At 63.3% G+C, this 15,876-nt stretch carries 12 protein-coding genes and 2 pseudogenes; 6 read left to right on the top strand and 8 right to left on the bottom strand.

Annotated elements, in window-relative coordinates; all coding sequences use genetic code 11:
- Positions 1 to 234: 234 nt before the first annotated feature.
- From IWW33_RS14925 to IWW33_RS14915, 3 genes are all read left to right on the top strand, one after another.
- On the top strand, positions 235 to 723 hold the full coding sequence (locus tag IWW33_RS14925; protein ID WP_012316307.1) for a DUF3015 domain-containing protein: 489 nt from the start codon (positions 235 to 237) through the stop codon (positions 721 to 723).
- A gap of 74 nt (positions 724 to 797) precedes the next feature.
- The gene (locus IWW33_RS14920) at positions 798 to 2,651 is read left to right on the top strand and encodes a DUF4105 domain-containing protein (protein ID WP_046784596.1); all 1,854 of its coding nucleotides are present in this window, start codon (positions 798 to 800) and stop codon (positions 2,649 to 2,651) included.
- A 201-nt stretch (positions 2,652 to 2,852) separates the two neighbouring features.
- Positions 2,853 to 3,350: a GreA/GreB family elongation factor gene (locus IWW33_RS14915; RefSeq protein ID WP_046784597.1), complete on the top strand. Its 498-nt coding sequence runs from the start codon at positions 2,853 to 2,855 to the stop codon at positions 3,348 to 3,350.
- Positions 3,351 to 3,487: 137 nt separating this feature from the next.
- Here the strand turns inward: IWW33_RS14915 and gdhA are convergent, their stop codons facing one another.
- The 3 genes from gdhA to IWW33_RS14900 all read right to left on the bottom strand — a co-directional run bounded on the left by gdhA (position 3,488) and on the right by IWW33_RS14900 (position 7,345).
- Positions 3,488 to 4,828 carry an NADP-specific glutamate dehydrogenase gene (gene gdhA, locus IWW33_RS14910; RefSeq protein WP_046784598.1) on the bottom strand — a complete coding sequence of 447 codons (1,341 nt, stop codon included), beginning with the start codon at positions 4,826 to 4,828 and terminating at the stop codon, positions 3,488 to 3,490.
- A 244-nt stretch (positions 4,829 to 5,072) separates the two neighbouring features.
- The gene (gene ettA, locus IWW33_RS14905; RefSeq protein WP_012316311.1) at positions 5,073 to 6,740 is read right to left on the bottom strand and encodes an energy-dependent translational throttle protein EttA; all 1,668 of its coding nucleotides are present in this window, start codon (positions 6,738 to 6,740) and stop codon (positions 5,073 to 5,075) included.
- Positions 6,741 to 6,946: 206 nt separating this feature from the next.
- A complete protein-coding gene (locus IWW33_RS14900; RefSeq protein ID WP_046784618.1) occupies positions 6,947 to 7,345 on the bottom strand; it encodes a hypothetical protein in 399 nt (132 codons plus the stop codon).
- Between the two features lie 258 nt (positions 7,346 to 7,603).
- Here IWW33_RS14900 and IWW33_RS14895 point away from each other — a divergent pair, with 258 nt between their 5' ends.
- The 3 genes from IWW33_RS14895 (at position 7,604) to IWW33_RS14885 (ending at position 14,003) form a co-directional block, all read left to right on the top strand.
- Positions 7,604 to 11,434, top strand: coding sequence for a GGDEF and EAL domain-containing protein (locus IWW33_RS14895; protein ID WP_174141597.1), 3,831 nt, complete (start codon positions 7,604 to 7,606; stop codon positions 11,432 to 11,434).
- 195 nt (positions 11,435 to 11,629) lie between these two features.
- Positions 11,630 to 12,883, top strand: a complete 1,254-nt coding sequence (gene glyA, locus IWW33_RS14890) for a serine hydroxymethyltransferase (protein WP_012316314.1) — start codon at positions 11,630 to 11,632, stop codon at positions 12,881 to 12,883.
- Positions 12,884 to 13,046: 163 nt separating this feature from the next.
- The gene (locus IWW33_RS14885) at positions 13,047 to 14,003 is read left to right on the top strand and encodes a bile acid:sodium symporter (protein ID WP_174141598.1); all 957 of its coding nucleotides are present in this window, start codon (positions 13,047 to 13,049) and stop codon (positions 14,001 to 14,003) included.
- Between the two features lie 135 nt (positions 14,004 to 14,138).
- Here the strand turns inward: IWW33_RS14885 and IWW33_RS14880 are convergent, their stop codons facing one another.
- The 5 genes and pseudogenes from IWW33_RS14880 to IWW33_RS14860 all read right to left on the bottom strand — a co-directional run bounded on the left by IWW33_RS14880 (position 14,139) and on the right by IWW33_RS14860 (position 15,854).
- Positions 14,139 to 14,381, bottom strand: a complete 243-nt coding sequence (locus IWW33_RS14880) for a hypothetical protein (protein ID WP_115273837.1) — start codon at positions 14,379 to 14,381, stop codon at positions 14,139 to 14,141.
- Entirely contained in the window at positions 14,374 to 14,517 is a 144-nt protein-coding gene (locus IWW33_RS14875; RefSeq protein WP_174141599.1) for a hypothetical protein, read from the bottom strand. The genes IWW33_RS14880 and IWW33_RS14875 overlap by 8 nt, the downstream gene beginning before the upstream one ends.
- Before the next feature lie 352 nt (positions 14,518 to 14,869).
- A pseudogene (locus IWW33_RS26920) lies at positions 14,870 to 15,094 on the bottom strand (XRE family transcriptional regulator); the annotation flags it as partial.
- A 30-nt stretch (positions 15,095 to 15,124) separates the two neighbouring features.
- Positions 15,125 to 15,322: pseudogene (locus IWW33_RS26915) on the bottom strand (LysR family transcriptional regulator); the annotation flags it as partial.
- A 25-nt stretch (positions 15,323 to 15,347) separates the two neighbouring features.
- A complete protein-coding gene (locus tag IWW33_RS14860) occupies positions 15,348 to 15,854 on the bottom strand; it encodes a MarR family transcriptional regulator (RefSeq protein ID WP_012316321.1) in 507 nt (168 codons plus the stop codon).
- Positions 15,855 to 15,876: the final 22 nt, after the last annotated feature.

The following is a 15,876-nucleotide window of genomic DNA, read 5'->3' as shown; positions in this document are numbered from 1 at the left end:
GCGGGGCAGATACGCAGCATTCTGGCGCTGCCCGCGCGCGCCTTGCAAGGCTCAGCGGGACTTTATGTCGCAGTATCGATTAGCGACTCAAGCAAATTTTTCGCAATCAACGACGCAACCTTTAGATCGTGCCTAAACTCCAAGCTGCGCGGGTGGGTGAAAAGCTTTCCCGACCTGGCAACCGAGTTGCCAGCAACCCTGACCCTTGGTTAAGACAAATAGAGAACAAATGCTATGAAACGGATTCTTCTGGGTACTCTGTTCACCGTAGTCTCACTCAATGCCATGGCCGAAGCGCCAGGCGGCCCGAACTGCGGCTGGGGCAACATGCTGTTCGAAGGCCAGCGCGGCACGCCGGCTCACTTCCTGGCATCCACCACCAACGGTACGTCCGGTAACGCCACCTTCGGCATGACCTCCGGCACCAACGGCTGCTCCACCAAGGCCTCGCTGACCTATGGCGGCAAGTCCTGGTTCGCCATGAATGGCATGATGAACGAACTGTCCGAAGACATGGCCATGGGCCAGGGCGAAGCACTCACCACCTACGCGGTGGTACTGGGTGTGGCGCCGGAAGACCGCGGCTACTTCAACTCGGTCACCCACCAGCACTTCAACCAGATCTTCAGCAGCGCTGACGTGAATGCCGAAACTGTCCACAGCAACACCCTGGCCGTTCTGAAGAACGACCCACGCCTGGCCAAGTACGCTACCGAGGCCTAAGCGCAGCTGCTCCCGCCCCGCTCGGGGCGGGTTTTCGCCTTTTTATCGGCATCGTTAAGAAGTAGTTGCCCGACATGCTCAAACGCCTCGCTTACCTGGCGCTGTGTGCCTGCGCCCCTGTTCATGCCGCGCCTGCGCTGGATGAAGGCCGTCTCCAGCAACTGGCCAATACCCCCTACTGGATTGCCCTGGGCCATTACGAAACCGCCAAGCTCGGCGGCTGGCGCAGCTATGTAGACGACCGCAAATTCTTCCTCGCCGAGGACGGTGCGCACCACCCGGACCAGGAACTGCGGGCTACGGTGCAAGCGCTGTATGCCCCGGCCAGCCTGGGCGACAAGCATGCCCAATGCGTGTTCCCCGCACGCACCCGCTGGCTGACCGAGCAACTGGGCCTGCAAGGTTTGCCGCAGCCGGACTGCCAGGAGTTCAAGGCCTGGTACAAATCGGTCGACCCGCACAGCGCGGCACTGATCTTCCCGGCGGCCTACCTGAACAGCCCGTCATCGATGTTCGGCCATACCCTGCTGCGCATCGACCAGTCCAACACGCGCAGCGACGACACCACGCTGCTGAGTTACGCCATCAACTTCGGCGCCTATATCGAAGGTAGCGACAACAGCATCCTATACGCCTGGAAGGGCCTGATGGGCGGCTATCCCGGGCTGTTTGCCCTGATGCCCTACCAGGAAAAACTGTCGGAATACCGCAGCCTGGAAAACCGCGACCTGTGGGAGTACCAGCTGGACCTCACGCCGGAAGAAACCGGGCGCATGGTCGAGCATGTGTGGGAACTCAAGCAGGTCCAGTTCGATTACTTCTTCTTCGACGAAAACTGCTCCTACCGCCTGCTGGAACTGCTGCAGGTGGCGCGGCCGAGCCTGGACCTGACCTCGCAGTTCCCGCTGACCGCGATCCCCACCGACACGGTCAAGGCCGTGAAACAGTCGGGCATGGTCGCCAGCGAGACCTACCGGCCCTCGCGTGAACGGGAGTTGTTGGCCCGGGCCGAACCGCTGGACCTCGATGAGAAGCGCCAGGTGCTGGCCGTCAGTGCCGACACTGCGCAGTTGCAGAGCCCGGCATTCACCGCCCTGCCCCGCGAGCGCCAGGCCTTGGTGCAGGATGCCGCCTACCGCCTGGAACGTTACCGAGCCAACGGCCAGGAGCGCGACCCCGGCCAGGCACGGCGCAGCTTCGAGCTGTTGCGGGCGATCAACCGCAACCCGCCACCGCCCCTGCAAATTGAACGCCCCGGCCTGCCCGAGGACGGGCACGACTCACGCACCTGGCAGCTAGGCGTCGGCACCCGGGAAGACCGCGCCTATGCCGAATACGGGCTGCGCATGGCGTATCACGACCTGAACGACAATGCCTACGGCTTCCCGCTCGGCGCGCAGATCGAGATCCTGCAGCTCAAAGTGCGCCAGTACGAAGGCAACGACTGGCAAGTGCAACGCCTGGACTTGGCCACCATTCGCTCGCTGACCCCTCGCAACGAACTGCTCAAGCCTTGGTCGTGGCAGGTCGCCGGTGGCCTGGAGCGGGTGCCGGGCAAGCATGACGACGAAGTGCTGGTGAGCCATGTCAACGGCGGTGCCGGCGGCACCTGGCAGTTGGCCGATGGGCTGCTGGGCTTTGCCTTGGGCACGGTGCGGGTCGAGCACCATAACGACTTCGCCCAGTTCATCGCCCCGGCGGCGGGGTTCAATGGCGGGCTGCTGTGGCGCAACGGGCTGGGCAACATGACACTGGAAGCCAAAGGCGATTACTTCACCAATGGCGAAGTGCGGCGCAGTGTGAGCCTGAACCAGCAGTGGGAGATCAGCCAGAACCTGGGGCTGAGGCTGAGTGCCTCACGGGAGTTCAGCCACCTGGCTACTGCCCAGAATGAGGTGATGCTGGAGCTGAAGTGGTATCACTACTGACGCGCCCTGCTCTTCGTAGGAGGGGCCTTGTGTCGCGAAAGGGGCGCGCAGCGGCCCCAAGGCCTATGGCGTGGCAAGTAATGCCGGGGCCGCTGCGCAGCCCTTTCGCGACACAAGGCCGCTCCTACGACGGCCGCATCAAGGCCGGCGAGTGTGAACCCACCGGCTCTTTCACGCTGTTTTGAGCAAAAGGAGGTCCCTATGAGCCGCGCATTCGTCAACGAGGACCAAGCCGCCGCCCAGGCCGACCAGCCGGTGGAGCGGCACGTCAGCGACCAGCCCAACTACGTCACCACCAATGGCCTGCGCCAGCTGCAGCAGCGCGTGGCCGAACTCAATGCCTTGCGTGCCGAGCTGCAGGCCCTGGGCGAACAGGGCGACAAGCAACGCCTGGCCGATGCCGAGCGTGACTTGCGTTATTTCAGCGCCAGGGTGCAGAGCGCGCAGGTGGTGCCAGCTGCCACCTCGACCAGCAAGGTGCAGATTGGCAGCCGGGTGCGGTTTGCCGATGAGCAGGGGCAGGAACAGACCGTGCAACTGGTTGGGGAGGATGAAGCCGATGCCAGCCGGGGGCTGATCAATTGGGGGTCGCCATTGGGGCGGGCATTGCTGGGCGCAGGGCCTGGGGATGAAGTGATTTGGCGGCGGCCGGCGGGGGACCAGGTGATCGAGGTGATGGATATCGTGGGTGAGGCCTGAAACAAAGGGGCCGCTGCGCGACCCATTCGCCGGCAAGCCGGCTCCCACAGGTACCGCGTTGTTCTCAAGAACAATGCATTAGGTGTGGGAGTCGGCTTGCCGGCGAATGGGCTGCAATGCAGCCCCAATCTTTCGAATCAGACCACGCCCTGGGCCAGCATCGCGTCCGCGACTTTGACGAAGCCGGCGATGTTGGCGCCTTTCACGTAGTTGATCTTGCCATCGGCCTCTTCACCGTAGTGCACGCAAGCATGGTGGATCGACTGCATGATGTGGTGCAGCTTGCTGTCCACTTCACCGGCGGTCCACAGCAGGCGCATGGCGTTCTGTGACATCTCCAGGCCCGAAACGGCCACGCCGCCGGCGTTGGATGCCTTGCCCGGTGCGTACAGGATGCCAGCCTCCAGGAAGATATCCACAGCCTCCAGCGTGGTCGGCATGTTGGCACCTTCCGCTACGCAGATGCAGCCATTGCGCAGCAGGGTGCGGGCGTCTTCGCTGCCCAGTTCGTTCTGCGTGGCACACGGCAGGGCGATGTCGCACGGCAGGCTCCATGGCGTCTGCCCCTTGCGGAACTCCAGGCCGAACTGATCGGCCAGTTCGCTGATGCGGCCACGCTTGACGTTCTTCAGCGCCATCACGGCGTCCCACTGGGCGTCGGTCAGGCCGGCTTCGGCGTAAAGGGTGCCTTCGGAGTCGGACAGCGAGATCACCTTGCCGCCCAGGTCCATGACCTTGCGCGCAGCGTACTGGGCAACGTTGCCGGAACCGGAAATTGCCACCCGACGACCGTCGATGCGCAGGCCCTGACGCTTGAGCATTTCTTCGGCGAAGTACACACAGCCATAGCCGGTGGCTTCAGGGCGGATCAGACTGCCGCCGTAGGTCATGCCCTTGCCGGTCAGCACCGAAGTGAACTGGTTGGCCAGGCGCTTGTATTGGCCGAACATGAAGCCGATCTCGCGGGCGCCCACACCGATGTCACCGGCAGGCACGTCCAGGTCGGCGCCGATGTGGCGGTACAGCTCGCTCATGAAGGCCTGGCAGAAGCGCATCACTTCGGCGTCGCTCTTGCCCTTGGGGTCGAAGTCCGAGCCGCCCTTGCCGCCGCCCATGGGCAACGAGGTGAGGGAGTTCTTGAATACCTGTTCGAAGGCCAGGAACTTGAGCACACCCAGGTTTACCGAGGGGTGGAAACGCAGGCCGCCCTTGTAGGGGCCGATGGCACTGCTCATCTGGATGCGGTAGCCGCGGTTGACCTGAACCTTGCCCTGGTCATCGACCCACGACACGCGGAACAGCACCGCGCGCTCGGGTTCGACCATGCGCTCGAGAATGCCGGCCTGCAGGTAGTGTGGGTTGGCTTCGAGGAACGGCCAAAGGCTGCGCAGCACTTCTTCCACCGCCTGGTGGAATTCGGGCTGGGCCGGGTCGCGCTGCTTCAGGCGCTCGAGGAAATGGTCGACAGATTCGATCATGGGTAGACATCTCACCAAGAGGGATTGGACTTATTGGTTTTTTCTGGAATGTACCAAGAAGCAATCGCACTGGAATAGGGCGAAATGTCGTTTTTATGAAATTATTTGGTGCGTTTTATATAAGTGTATACAAAACAAGGTGCCTTCCGATGGCCGATCAGCCCGCCTGGCGGGACAGGCCACTTCATGCCAGGCACAAAAATGGGGCCCCTGAGGGCCCCATTCTTGTGCATCGGAAACCGGCTTACTGGGCCAGCTTCTTGTGCCGTACCCGGTGCGGCTGGGCAGCGGCGTCGCCCAGGCGCTTCTTGCGGTCGGCTTCGTACTCGGTGTAGTTACCTTCGAAGAACACCACGTTCGAGTCGTCTTCGTACGCCAGGATGTGGGTAGCCACACGGTCCAGGAACCAACGGTCGTGGGAAATCACGATCGCGGCGCCCGGGAAGTCCAGCAGGGCTTCCTCCAGCGAACGCAGGGTTTCGACGTCCAGGTCGTTGGACGGTTCGTCGAGCAGCAGCACGTTGCCGCCCTCTTTCAGGGTCAGGGCCAGGTGCAGACGGCCACGTTCACCACCGGAGAGGTCCTTGACGAACTTCTGCTGGTCGCCGCCCTTGAAGTTGAACCGGCCAACGTAGGTGCGCGACGGGATCTCGTAGTTGCCGATGCGGATCATGTCGGAGCCATCGGAGATCTGCTGGAACACGGTCTTGGCACCGTCCAGGTCTTCGCGGCTCTGGTCCACACAGGCCAGTTGCACGGTTTCGCCGATCTCGATGCTGCCCGAGTCCGGCTGTTCCTTGCCCATCAGCATGCGGAACAGGGTCGACTTACCGGCACCGTTACCACCGATCACGCCGACGATGGCACCTTTAGGCATGGCGAACGACAGGTTGTCGATCAGCACGCGGTCGCCATAGCCTTTGGAGACGTTCTTGAACTCGATGACCTTGTCGCCCAGGCGCGGGCCAGCCGGGATGTAGATCTCGTTGGTTTCGCTGCGCTTCTGGAATTCCTGCGACTGCATCTCTTCAAAGCGCTGCAGACGGGCCTTGGATTTGGACTGGCGGGCCTTGGCGCCTTTGCGCACCCACTCCAGTTCCTCTTTCATGGCCTTCTCGTGGGCGCTCTGCTGCTTGGATTCCTGCGCCAGACGGTCCGACTTGGCCTCCAGCCAGCCCGAGTAGTTGCCTTCGTATGGGATGCCGGCGCCGCGGTCCAGTTCGAGGATCCAGCCTGCGACGTTATCGAGGAAGTAACGGTCGTGGGTAATCGCTACCACGGTGCCCGGGAAGTCGTGCAGGAAGCGCTCCAGCCAGGCCACCGAGTCGGCGTCCAGGTGGTTGGTGGGTTCGTCGAGCAGCAGCATGTCGGGTGCCGACAGCAGCAGACGGCACAGGGCCACACGGCGCTTCTCACCACCGGACAGGTGTTCGATGCGGGCATCCCAGGCCGGCAGGCGCAGGGCGTCGGCGGCGACGTCGAGCTGGCGCTCGAGGTTGTGGCCGTCGGCAGCCTGCAGGATGGATTCGAGCTTGGCCTGCTCGGCGGCCAGCTTGTCGAAGTCGGCGTCGGGTTCGGCGTAGGCAGCGTAGACCTCGTCCAGGCGGGCCTGGGCGTCCTTGATCACGCTGACCGCTTCTTCGACCACTTCGCGTACGGTCTTGCTCGGGTCCAGCTGCGGCTCCTGGGGCAGGTAGCCGACGTTGATGTCGGGCATCGGACGGGCTTCGCCGTCGAATTCCTTGTCGACGCCCGCCATGATCCGCAGCAGGGTCGATTTACCCGCGCCGTTCAGGCCGAGTACGCCGATCTTGGCGCCCGGGAAGAACGACAGGGAAATGTTCTTGAGAATTTCCCGCTTCGGCGGCACGACCTTGCTCAGCCGATGCATGGTGTAGACGTATTGAGCCAAAACCAAGCCCTCTAATCAGATAGGTAAAGACATCGACGATCGCCCCGGCCAGGTGGCCAGGCGGATGTGTTTACGGGGTGTCATTGAACAAAGTCGACCATTCTACGCCAACGCGCCGCGTTGCACAGGGTGGTCGGATGGTGGGGTCAACAGGGCCGCTGTGCGGCCCATTGGCGGCGGTGAGGCCGGTGCTGGCCCCACACAGATCAGACGTGACGCTGCTTTGCCTTGCCCCGCGGCAACCGGCAACGGTCGCCCTGCCCGGCCAGGCGCGCGGCCCAGGCAGATTTCACGCTGAAACCACCCTGGCGGGCAGGCTGCTCGGCAGCCTTGGCCGGCTTGGCGGCAGGTTTGTTCACGGCCTTGCTGGCCGGTTTCACTGCAGCCTCAGCCCCAGCTTCGACCGGGGCTACTGCCGCCTTGGCGGTCTTGCGCAGCTCGGCCAGCGACGGCGCCTTGGCTTTCGAGGCCGAGGCCTCAGGTTTGACCAGCGAACGCTGGCACGACTTGCAGGATACATCCTCGGTCACGGCAGTGCTGACAAGGGTCTGACTGCTGCGCCCACAGGCGGAATCGAGGCCATTGGTGGAAAAGTGAGTAACCAAAACCGAACATCTCCGATGCGTTGTCATTGAAGCGGGCGGCATTCTCGCACAGCAAGCAAGGCATTGCCGAACGGGCAGGTTTCATCGCGACCATCGGCACCCGATAGCAGGGCTGGCACTTTGCCATAATGACAGGCATGCTAGCCCGTTTCGGGTATACGGCCTTATAGTGCGCAACCGCGGTGCGGTCGCCCAGGCACCGGCATACACCGTGCATATCAATCCCTGCCGTCGCCAGCCCAATAGCAGGACCAAGGTTTGACCAATCTCAATCATCCGTCCTCGCCGCGCACTGTCACGCCGGCCCCAGCCGCTCCGGTGCGCGGCTCGGTCAAAGGTGCGCTGGCCCTGCTGGCTTTGCTGCTGCTGGGTTTGCTGCTTTGGCAACTGTTCTCGCAGTTCCGTCACACCCAGGCCGAGCAGCGCCAGCAGCACCTGGACGCAAGCGTCGAACTGGCAGACCACTTGGGCCTGAACATGGCGCTCAAGGCCCAGCAGGCGCTGAATGTGGTGCAGCCGTATGTCAAAGCGCCGTCGCCTGCCGCCTTGCCCAGCCTGCTCGACACGCTGCGCGAGCGCCTGCCAAACCTGCGCGACTTGGCCTGGCTGGACCACAGTGGGCGGCTACAGGGCGACAGCCTGGCCGGCAGCCCCGACCGCCCGCTGATTGACGAGCTGTTCGGCTTGAACCAGGGCCGGCCTTATTTCTTCGCCAACTCGGCGGACAACCGCACCGTCTACCTGTTGTTGCGCCAGGCCACCGAGCAGGGGCGCGGCTACTGGCTGCTGCGCCTGTCCAACGATTTTTACCGCACCCTGACCCAGCACCTGGACGGCCCCGGGCACCCCCTGTGGCTGCTGGAGAACAGCCGCAGCGGCGAGGTGCTGGAACGCCACGCCCCAGCGCAGACCAGCAACCAGCCGTTGCAAAGCGTGATGCTGGTCTTCATCGACAACAGTGTCTGGCAGCTGCGGGGCCTGTTCGATGCCGGCCTTGCCCAGCAGAAACTGTTGCCGGCACTGCTGGGCAAGTGCCTGCTGGCGCTGTTCTGTGCCCTGCTGCCGGTACTGGCGCTGATCAACATGCGCCGCCGCCAGCGCGCCCTGCAGGAGGACCGCCGGCGCTACCAGGAAATCTTCGAGGGCACCGGCGTAGCCCTGTGCGTGCTCGACCTCTCCAGCCTGCCCGGCCAGCTTGACCGCTACCACCTGCGCAACCTCGCCGCGCTCAAGCAGAGCCTGGCACTCGACTCCAGCCTGCGCCGCTCGCTGCTGCTGGAACTGAAGATCACCGAAATCAACCAAGTGGCGCGCCAGCTGCTCAACGTCGACTGCCACGCAGGCGCCTGGCAACGGCTGATCGACGGCAGCGGCGACGGCCGTGACAGCGTCGGCATGCAACTGATCGATGCGCTGATCGAGCAGCGCCCGCTGCTGGAACTGGAAGTGCGCCTGCCCGCCCCCCTGGGCGGTGAGCTGCACCTGTGGCTGATGGCGCGGCTGCCGGAACAGCGCCGCGACTACCAGGCGGTGATCCTGAGCATCAGCGACATCACCAGCCGCAAGCAGGTGGAGCTGTCGCTGCTGGAGCGCGAAAGCTTCTGGTCGGACGTGGTGCGTACCGTGCCCGACCAGTTGTACGTGCAGGACGTGCTCAGCCAGCGGATGATCTTCAGCAACCGCCACCTCGGCCAGACCCTGGGCTACGACCGCACCGAGCTTGCGCAGATGGGCGAGCGCTTCTGGGAGCTGCTGCTGCACCCCGAGGATGCGGCGCACTACCAGGCCCTGCGCCAGCAGCAACGCGTCAACGGCCACGGCCAGTCCCTGCATTGCCAACTGCGCTTCCGCCACCGTGACGGCGGCTGGCGCTGCTACGACATCCGTGAACAAGTGCTGACCCGCGACAGCGATGGCCAGGTTACCCGCATCATCGGTGTGGGCAAGGACGTCACCGTGCAGATCGAGGCCAGCCAGTCGCTACGCGACAGCGAGCAGCGCTACCGCATGCTCGCCGAAAGCATCAGCGATGTGATCTTCTCCACCGACAGCAAGCTGCAGCTCAACTACGTCAGCCCCTCGGTGCAGGCAGTGCTGGGCTACAACACCGACTGGATCTTTGAAAACGGCTGGCAGTCGATCGTCGCCAACCCGTCCCAGCTCACCGGCATCTACAGCCTGATGGAACGGGTCAGCAAGGCCATGGGCGACCGGGAACAGCTGGCACAACTGCGCCAGCACCTGCCCAACCAGCTGTTTTTGTTCGACTGCCTGCGCGCCGATGGCCGCAAGATCCCTATCGAGCTGCGCCTGGTGCTGGTGTGGGACGACCGCGAGCGCTTCGAGGGTGTGCTGGGCGTGGGCCGGGACATCAGCCAGCAACGCCGTGCGGAAAAAGACCTGCGCATGGCCGCCACGGTCTTCGAACACTCAACCTCGGCCATCCTCATCACCGACCCGGCCGGCTACATCGTGCAGGCCAACGAAGCGTTCAGCCGGGTCAGCGGGTATTCGGTCAGCGATGTGCTCGACCAGCTGCCAAGCATGCTGACTGTGGACGACCAGCAGGAGGGCCACCTGCGCTACGTACTCAAACAGCTGCACCTGCGCGGCAGCTGGGAAGGCGAAGTGTGGCTCAAGCGCCGCAGTGGCGAGCACTACCCAGCCTGGGTCGGTATAACCGCGGTGCTCGATGACGAGGGCGACCTGGCCAGCTACGTGTGTTTCTTCACTGACATCAGTGAGCGCAAGGCCAGCGAACAGCGCATTCATCGCCTGGCCTACTACGATGCCCTGACCCACCTGCCCAACCGCACGCTGTTCCAGGACCGCCTGCACACCGCCCTGCAACAAGCTGAGCGGCAGAAGTCGTGGGTGGTACTGATGTTCCTCGACCTGGACCGTTTCAAGCCGATCAACGACTCCCTGGGCCACGCCGCGGGCGATCGCATGCTCAAGGACATGGCCCTGCGCCTGCTGGCCTGTGTCGACGATGACGACACCGTGGCGCGCATGGGCGGTGATGAGTTCACCCTGCTGCTGCAATCGCGCGCCACCCGCGAAATGGCGCTCAACCGCGCCATCCATGTGGCCGAGAACATCCTCGCCAGCCTGGTGCGGCCATTCGTGCTCGAAGGCCGCGAGTTCTTCGTCACCGCCAGTATCGGCATCGCCCTCAGCCCGCAGGACGGCGGCGAACTGAGCCAACTGATGAAGAACGCCGACACCGCCATGTACCACGCCAAGGAGCGCGGCAAGAACAACTTCCAGTTCTACCAGGCCGAGATGAACGCCAGCGCCCTGGAGCGCCTGGAGCTGGAAAGCGACCTGCGCCATGCCCTGGAGCAGAACGAATTCATCCTCTACTACCAGCCGCAGTTCAGCGGCGACGGCAAGCGCCTGACCGGTGCCGAGGCGCTGCTGCGCTGGCGCCACCCCACGCGCGGCCTGGTGCCGCCGGGCGACTTCATCCCGGTGATCGAGGAGTTGGGGCTGGTGGTGGATGTCGGCGACTGGGTGCTGCGCGAGGCCAGCCGCCAGCTCAAGGCCTGGCACAAGGCCAAGGTGCGCGTGCCGAAGGTGTCAGTGAACATCTCGGCCCGGCAGTTCTCCGACGGCCAGCTGGGCAAGCGCATCGCTACCGTGCTCGAAGAAACCGGCCTGCCGCCTGCGTGCCTGGAGCTGGAGCTGACCGAAAGCATCCTGATGCGCGATGTGAACGAAGCGATGCAGATACTCGACAGCCTGAAGGTGCTGGGCCTGAGCATTGCGGTGGACGACTTCGGCACCGGCTACTCGTCGCTCAACTACCTCAAGCAGTTCCCCATCGACGTGCTGAAGATCGACCGCACCTTCGTCGACGGCCTGCCCGAGGGCGAGCAGGACGCGCAGATTGCCCGGGCGATCATCGCCATGGCGCACAGCCTGAACCTGGCGGTGATCGCCGAGGGCGTCGAAACCCACGAGCAGCTGGAGTTCCTGCGTGAGCATGGCTGTGATGAGGTGCAAGGCTACCTGTTCGGGCGGCCGATGCCGGCCAGCCAGTTCGAGGCGCAGTTCAGCAACGAGACGCTGTTCATGTTCCAGTGATCCGGTGCCCGCTGGCGCGGCCCTGGCCTGCTGAAAGCGGACTTCAAAGTCAACTCCCGCCCCCATCCAGCCCAGGCAGGGCGCGGGATGCAACATGAAAGCCATTGGTCCGCGACTTGATGCCACTTCATATGCCAGGCGCGAATCAATCGGTTAGAATGCCCCCCCAATTCAGCCCGATCCTTGAGGACCGTTATGTTCAGCCGTGATTTGACCATTGCCAAGTACGACGCCGAGCTCTTCGAAGCCATGCAGCAAGAAGCTCTGCGCCAGGAAGAGCATATCGAGCTGATCGCTTCGGAAAACTACACCAGCCCAGCCGTCATGGAAGCCCAGGGTTCGGTCCTGACCAACAAGTACGCCGAAGGCTACCCGGGCAAGCGTTACTACGGTGGTTGCGAGTACGTCGACGTGGTCGAGCAACTGGCCATCGACCGCGCCAAGGAGCTGTTCGGTGCCGACTACGCCAACGTTCAGCCGCACGCCGGCTCCCAGGCCAACGCCGCTGTCTACCTGGCCCTGCTGTCGGCCGGTGACACCATCCTGGGCATGAGCCTGGCCCACGGTGGCCACCTGACCCACGGTGCTTCGGTAAGCTCCTCGGGCAAGCTGTACAACGCCATCCAGTACGGCATCGATGCCAACGGCCTGATCGACTACGACGAAGTCGAGCGCCTGGCCGTCGAGCACAAGCCGAAAATGATCGTTGCCGGCTTCTCGGCCTACTCGCAGGTCCTGGACTTCCCGCGCTTCCGCGCCATCGCCGACAAAGTAGGTGCCTACCTGTTCGTCGACATGGCCCACGTTGCCGGCCTGGTTGCCGCTGGCGTGTACCCGAACCCGGTGCCGTTCGCCGACGTGGTCACCACCACCACCCACAAGACCCTGCGCGGCCCGCGTGGCGGCCTGATCCTGGCCCGTGCCAACGCCGACATCGAGAAGAAGCTGAACTCCGCCGTCTTCCCGGGCGCCCAGGGCGGCCCGCTGGAGCACGTCATCGCGGCCAAGGCCATCTGCTTCAAGGAAGCCCTGCAGCCTGAGTTCAAGGCTTACCAGCAGCAGGTGGTGAAGAACGCCCAGGCCATGGCCAGCGTGTTCATCGAGCGTGGTTTCGACGTCGTTTCCGGCGGCACCCAGAACCACCTGTTCCTGCTGTCGCTGATCAAGCAGGAAATCTCCGGTAAGGATGCTGACGCCGCCCTGGGCAAAGCCTTCATCACCGTCAACAAGAACTCGGTACCTAACGACCCACGTTCGCCGTTCGTGACCTCGGGCCTGCGTTTCGGCACCCCGGCCGTCACCACCCGCGGCTTCAAAGAAGCCGAGTGTAAAGAACTGGCCGGCTGGATCTGCGACATCCTCGCCGACCTGAACAACGACGCCGTCATCGACGCCGTACGTGAAAAGGTCAAGGCCATCTGCAAGAAGCTGCCGGTGTACGGCAACTGATTGGCGATAGCCTGATGTGAAAAGCCCGGCCCTTGTGCCGGGCTTTTTCATGCCTGCGGGCAAGCCTTGCCATTGCAAGCCACAACAAGCGGGCGACCACAATTGCGGCGCAGCGTATTACCCTGTGCACCCTCATGCCCACCGCGAACGCCAGGACGCCGCCTTGACCAGAGAGCAACTCGAAACCCATCAGATTGCGTTGTATTTCGCCGCCGTGCTCGCCGCCGCTGGCTTCGGCCTGCTGGCCACCGACACCGCGCGCCACCTGGAAGCACTGGTCACCCCCGCCATCGCCGTACTGATGTACGCGATGTTCCTGCAAATCCCCTTCCTCGACCTGCGCCAAAGCCTGGGCAACCGCCGCTTCATGGCCGCGCTGCTGCTGGCCAACTTCATCTTCGTCCCGTTACTGGTGTGGGCCGCCACCCGAGGCTTGGTCGAGCACCCGGCCATCCTCATCGGCGCCCTGATGGTGCTGCTGACGCCCTGCATCGACTACGTGGTGGTGTTCACCCACATCGGCAAAGGCGACTCGCGCCTTACCCTCGCCGCCACCCCCGTGCTGTTGCTGGTGCAACTGGTGCTGTTGCCGGTGTACCTGGCGCTGATGCTGGGTGACAGCAGCGAAGTGGCGATTTCCATCACGCCATTCATGGAGGCGTTCGTGCTGCTGATTGTGCTGCCGCTGATCCTGGCGGTGCTCACCTCGGCCGGAGCACGCCGGTCACGTAGCGTTTCTGTGTGGAATGAGGCCTGGGCGTGGATGCCGGTGCCGGCGATGGCACTGGTGCTGGTGGCAGTGATCGGCTCGCAGATTGCCGTTGTAGTGCGCGATTTCGACCGCCTGCTGCCGGTGATCCCGGTGTACATCGGCTTCATGCTGCTGGCCCCGGTGCTCGGGTTTGCCTCGGCGCGGCTGTTCCAGTTGCCGGTGGAAGAAGTACGCTCGGTGACCTTCAGCGCCGCGACACGCAACTCCCTGGTGGTGTTGCCCCTGGCGCTGGCGCTGCCGGAGGACATACGTGGGCTGGCGGCTGCGGCGGTGATCACCCAGACGATGGTGGAGTTGGTCAGTGAGTTGATTTACGTGCGAGTGGTACCAGCACTAATTCGAGCCTGATACCCGCAACCCCTGTAGGAGCGGCCTTGTGTCGCGAAAGGGCTGCAAAGCAGCCCCAAAATCCCACAGGCAAATTACTGAACTGCTAACCGCCCTGGTTAACGGTTCAGTAACTTGCCGTTTATACAACCTACCTCACCGACTTCCCTCCCCCGCCTCGCCAGCTTCGCCCTGCAAAAGGCTCGTTTTCGCACACTGCTCACTGGCCAACTGGCTGATGATCCGTATTGCTTGGTGGATACCTGCGGTGTTCCGGAAGCTCAAGTGAGGGTTGTGTTCACACTCGAGCATCTCGTCATGCTGCACCAAGGCTTCGCCGAGCAGTTCGAGGGTCCAGGCGTAGCTCTGGATTGTGGACAAGCGTTCTTGGTCAGTCATGGGGCACCTGCTTGGGTGCGCTGTGCGGACGTGATGGGTCGTAGATGGGGTAGAAACGGTGGGGTTCGGGAGCCGGCGAAGGGCGACGGCGGCGGAGAACGAATGCGAGGATCAGTAACGGATTTCGGGTGGTCATGCATGAGTTCCTTTCGTTGTGGAACTGCCACCGCTCGCGGCCAAGCAAGTTAAGGTGGCAGCAGTACGCGGGTTGGCCGACCGGGACGAAAGGAGCCCGGCACACCCGAAGGTGTCCCGCGCACCACCGCCAAAACACGACATCGCGGGCACAAAAAAAGCGCCTGCGATGAAGACTGAGCGCTGATGCGCCTTTCGAATCCGACCGGCCAAGGTCGCATCACCGATGCTTCGGCGACTGAGGCAATTTATCCCCATGCCACCGCTTTCGCAAGTGCCTTCGGCCAGCAGTACGTCAGGCTGCCCCGCTTATAGCTACGCAAACGTGACCCGATTTGCATCCCACATCAATCTTACTTTTCCTGACTGCTTTTCCGTGCCCGTGGCGATGCCGGCCTCGACACTGCCTTCTTCGCTTTGGCTGCCGCAGGGCTTTACCCTCGCTTGGGTCCGGCCACCACGTAGGAGCTGGCCAGCGGCACGGCCACAGCGATTGGCGCACCAGCCTTCAACTGGCCGACATTGTTGCCGACGACCGTTGCGATGGGCTTGTCTTTGGCAGTCATCACCATACGCAGGTAGGGCGCGATTTTCTCGGCCTTGGTGGTGGGCAGCAGCACGCCCTGGGAAGAAGCGAACAACGTGTCATCGAAGCAGCCACGCAGGCGCTTGAGGCAATAACTCACGGTAGGCTGGCTGACGCTCATCAACTCGGCGGTGCGCTTGGCGCTGCGCAACTCGAGCAGGTTGAGAAACACCACGATGTCCTGCAGATCCAACTGCTTGAGGTAGTTGCTGTGCAGCATGAAAATTCCTCCTGAATTTTCCAGTTCATTGGCTGGGCGCCCCTTCGCCAGGCAGACACGCGAGCATCTGCTTCAACAGCTGCGCAAACCCTGCGCGCTGCTTCGCACTCAAAGGGGCCAGTACCAGCTCCTGAATCTCAGTATGTGTAAGCAGAGCCTTCTCAATCAACACCTTACCTGCCGCCGTCAGTGCAACCTGGTAGCTGCGCTTGTCGTGGTCGTCGGCAATACGTTCGACCATGCCGGCGCTTTCCAGCCGGGCCAGCCGGTTGGTCATCGCCCCGGATGTGATCAGCAGCGAGCGGTAAAGCTCGGTTGGCGTCAGGCGGTACGGCGCCCCTGCCCTTCGCAGCGTCGCCAGCACATCGAACTCGCCTTCCTTGAAGCCGTACTGTGCCAGCGCTTCGGCACGCATGCGCTCCAGATGCTTCTGGATGCGCGCCATGCGCCCGAAAATCTCCATGGATGTGACGTCCACCGAGGGCATCGCCTGCGCCCACTGCGCGACGACGAAATCCACATGATCGTTCATAGCTCCCCTTCACCGGGCAATT

The sequence above is a fragment of the Pseudomonas sp. M2 genome (assembly GCF_015751845.1).
GTDB classification, from domain to species: domain Bacteria; phylum Pseudomonadota; class Gammaproteobacteria; order Pseudomonadales; family Pseudomonadaceae; genus Aquipseudomonas; species Aquipseudomonas putida_E.
The sequence above is the reverse complement of the archived record's forward strand: the minus strand, read 5'-3'. Positions and strand labels throughout refer to the sequence as shown.

What these genes read in the sequence shown, in the direction of transcription:
- IWW33_RS14875 (WP_174141599.1), bottom strand. Translation starts at nt 14,517, where the DNA reads ATGACCACCCGAAATCCGTTACTGATCCTCGCATTCGTTCTCCGCCGC.
- glyA (WP_012316314.1), top strand. Translation starts at nt 11,630, where the DNA reads ATGTTCAGCCGTGATTTGACCATTGCCAAGTACGACGCCGAGCTCTTC.
- IWW33_RS14920 (WP_046784596.1), top strand. Translation starts at nt 798, where the DNA reads ATGCTCAAACGCCTCGCTTACCTGGCGCTGTGTGCCTGCGCCCCTGTT.
- IWW33_RS14880 (WP_115273837.1), bottom strand. Translation starts at nt 14,381, where the DNA reads ATGACTGACCAAGAACGCTTGTCCACAATCCAGAGCTACGCCTGGACC.
- gdhA (WP_046784598.1), bottom strand. Translation starts at nt 4,828, where the DNA reads ATGATCGAATCTGTCGACCATTTCCTCGAGCGCCTGAAGCAGCGCGAC.
- IWW33_RS14915 (WP_046784597.1), top strand. Translation starts at nt 2,853, where the DNA reads ATGAGCCGCGCATTCGTCAACGAGGACCAAGCCGCCGCCCAGGCCGAC.
- IWW33_RS14860 (WP_012316321.1), bottom strand. Translation starts at nt 15,854, where the DNA reads ATGAACGATCATGTGGATTTCGTCGTCGCGCAGTGGGCGCAGGCGATG.
- IWW33_RS14925 (WP_012316307.1), top strand. Translation starts at nt 235, where the DNA reads ATGAAACGGATTCTTCTGGGTACTCTGTTCACCGTAGTCTCACTCAAT.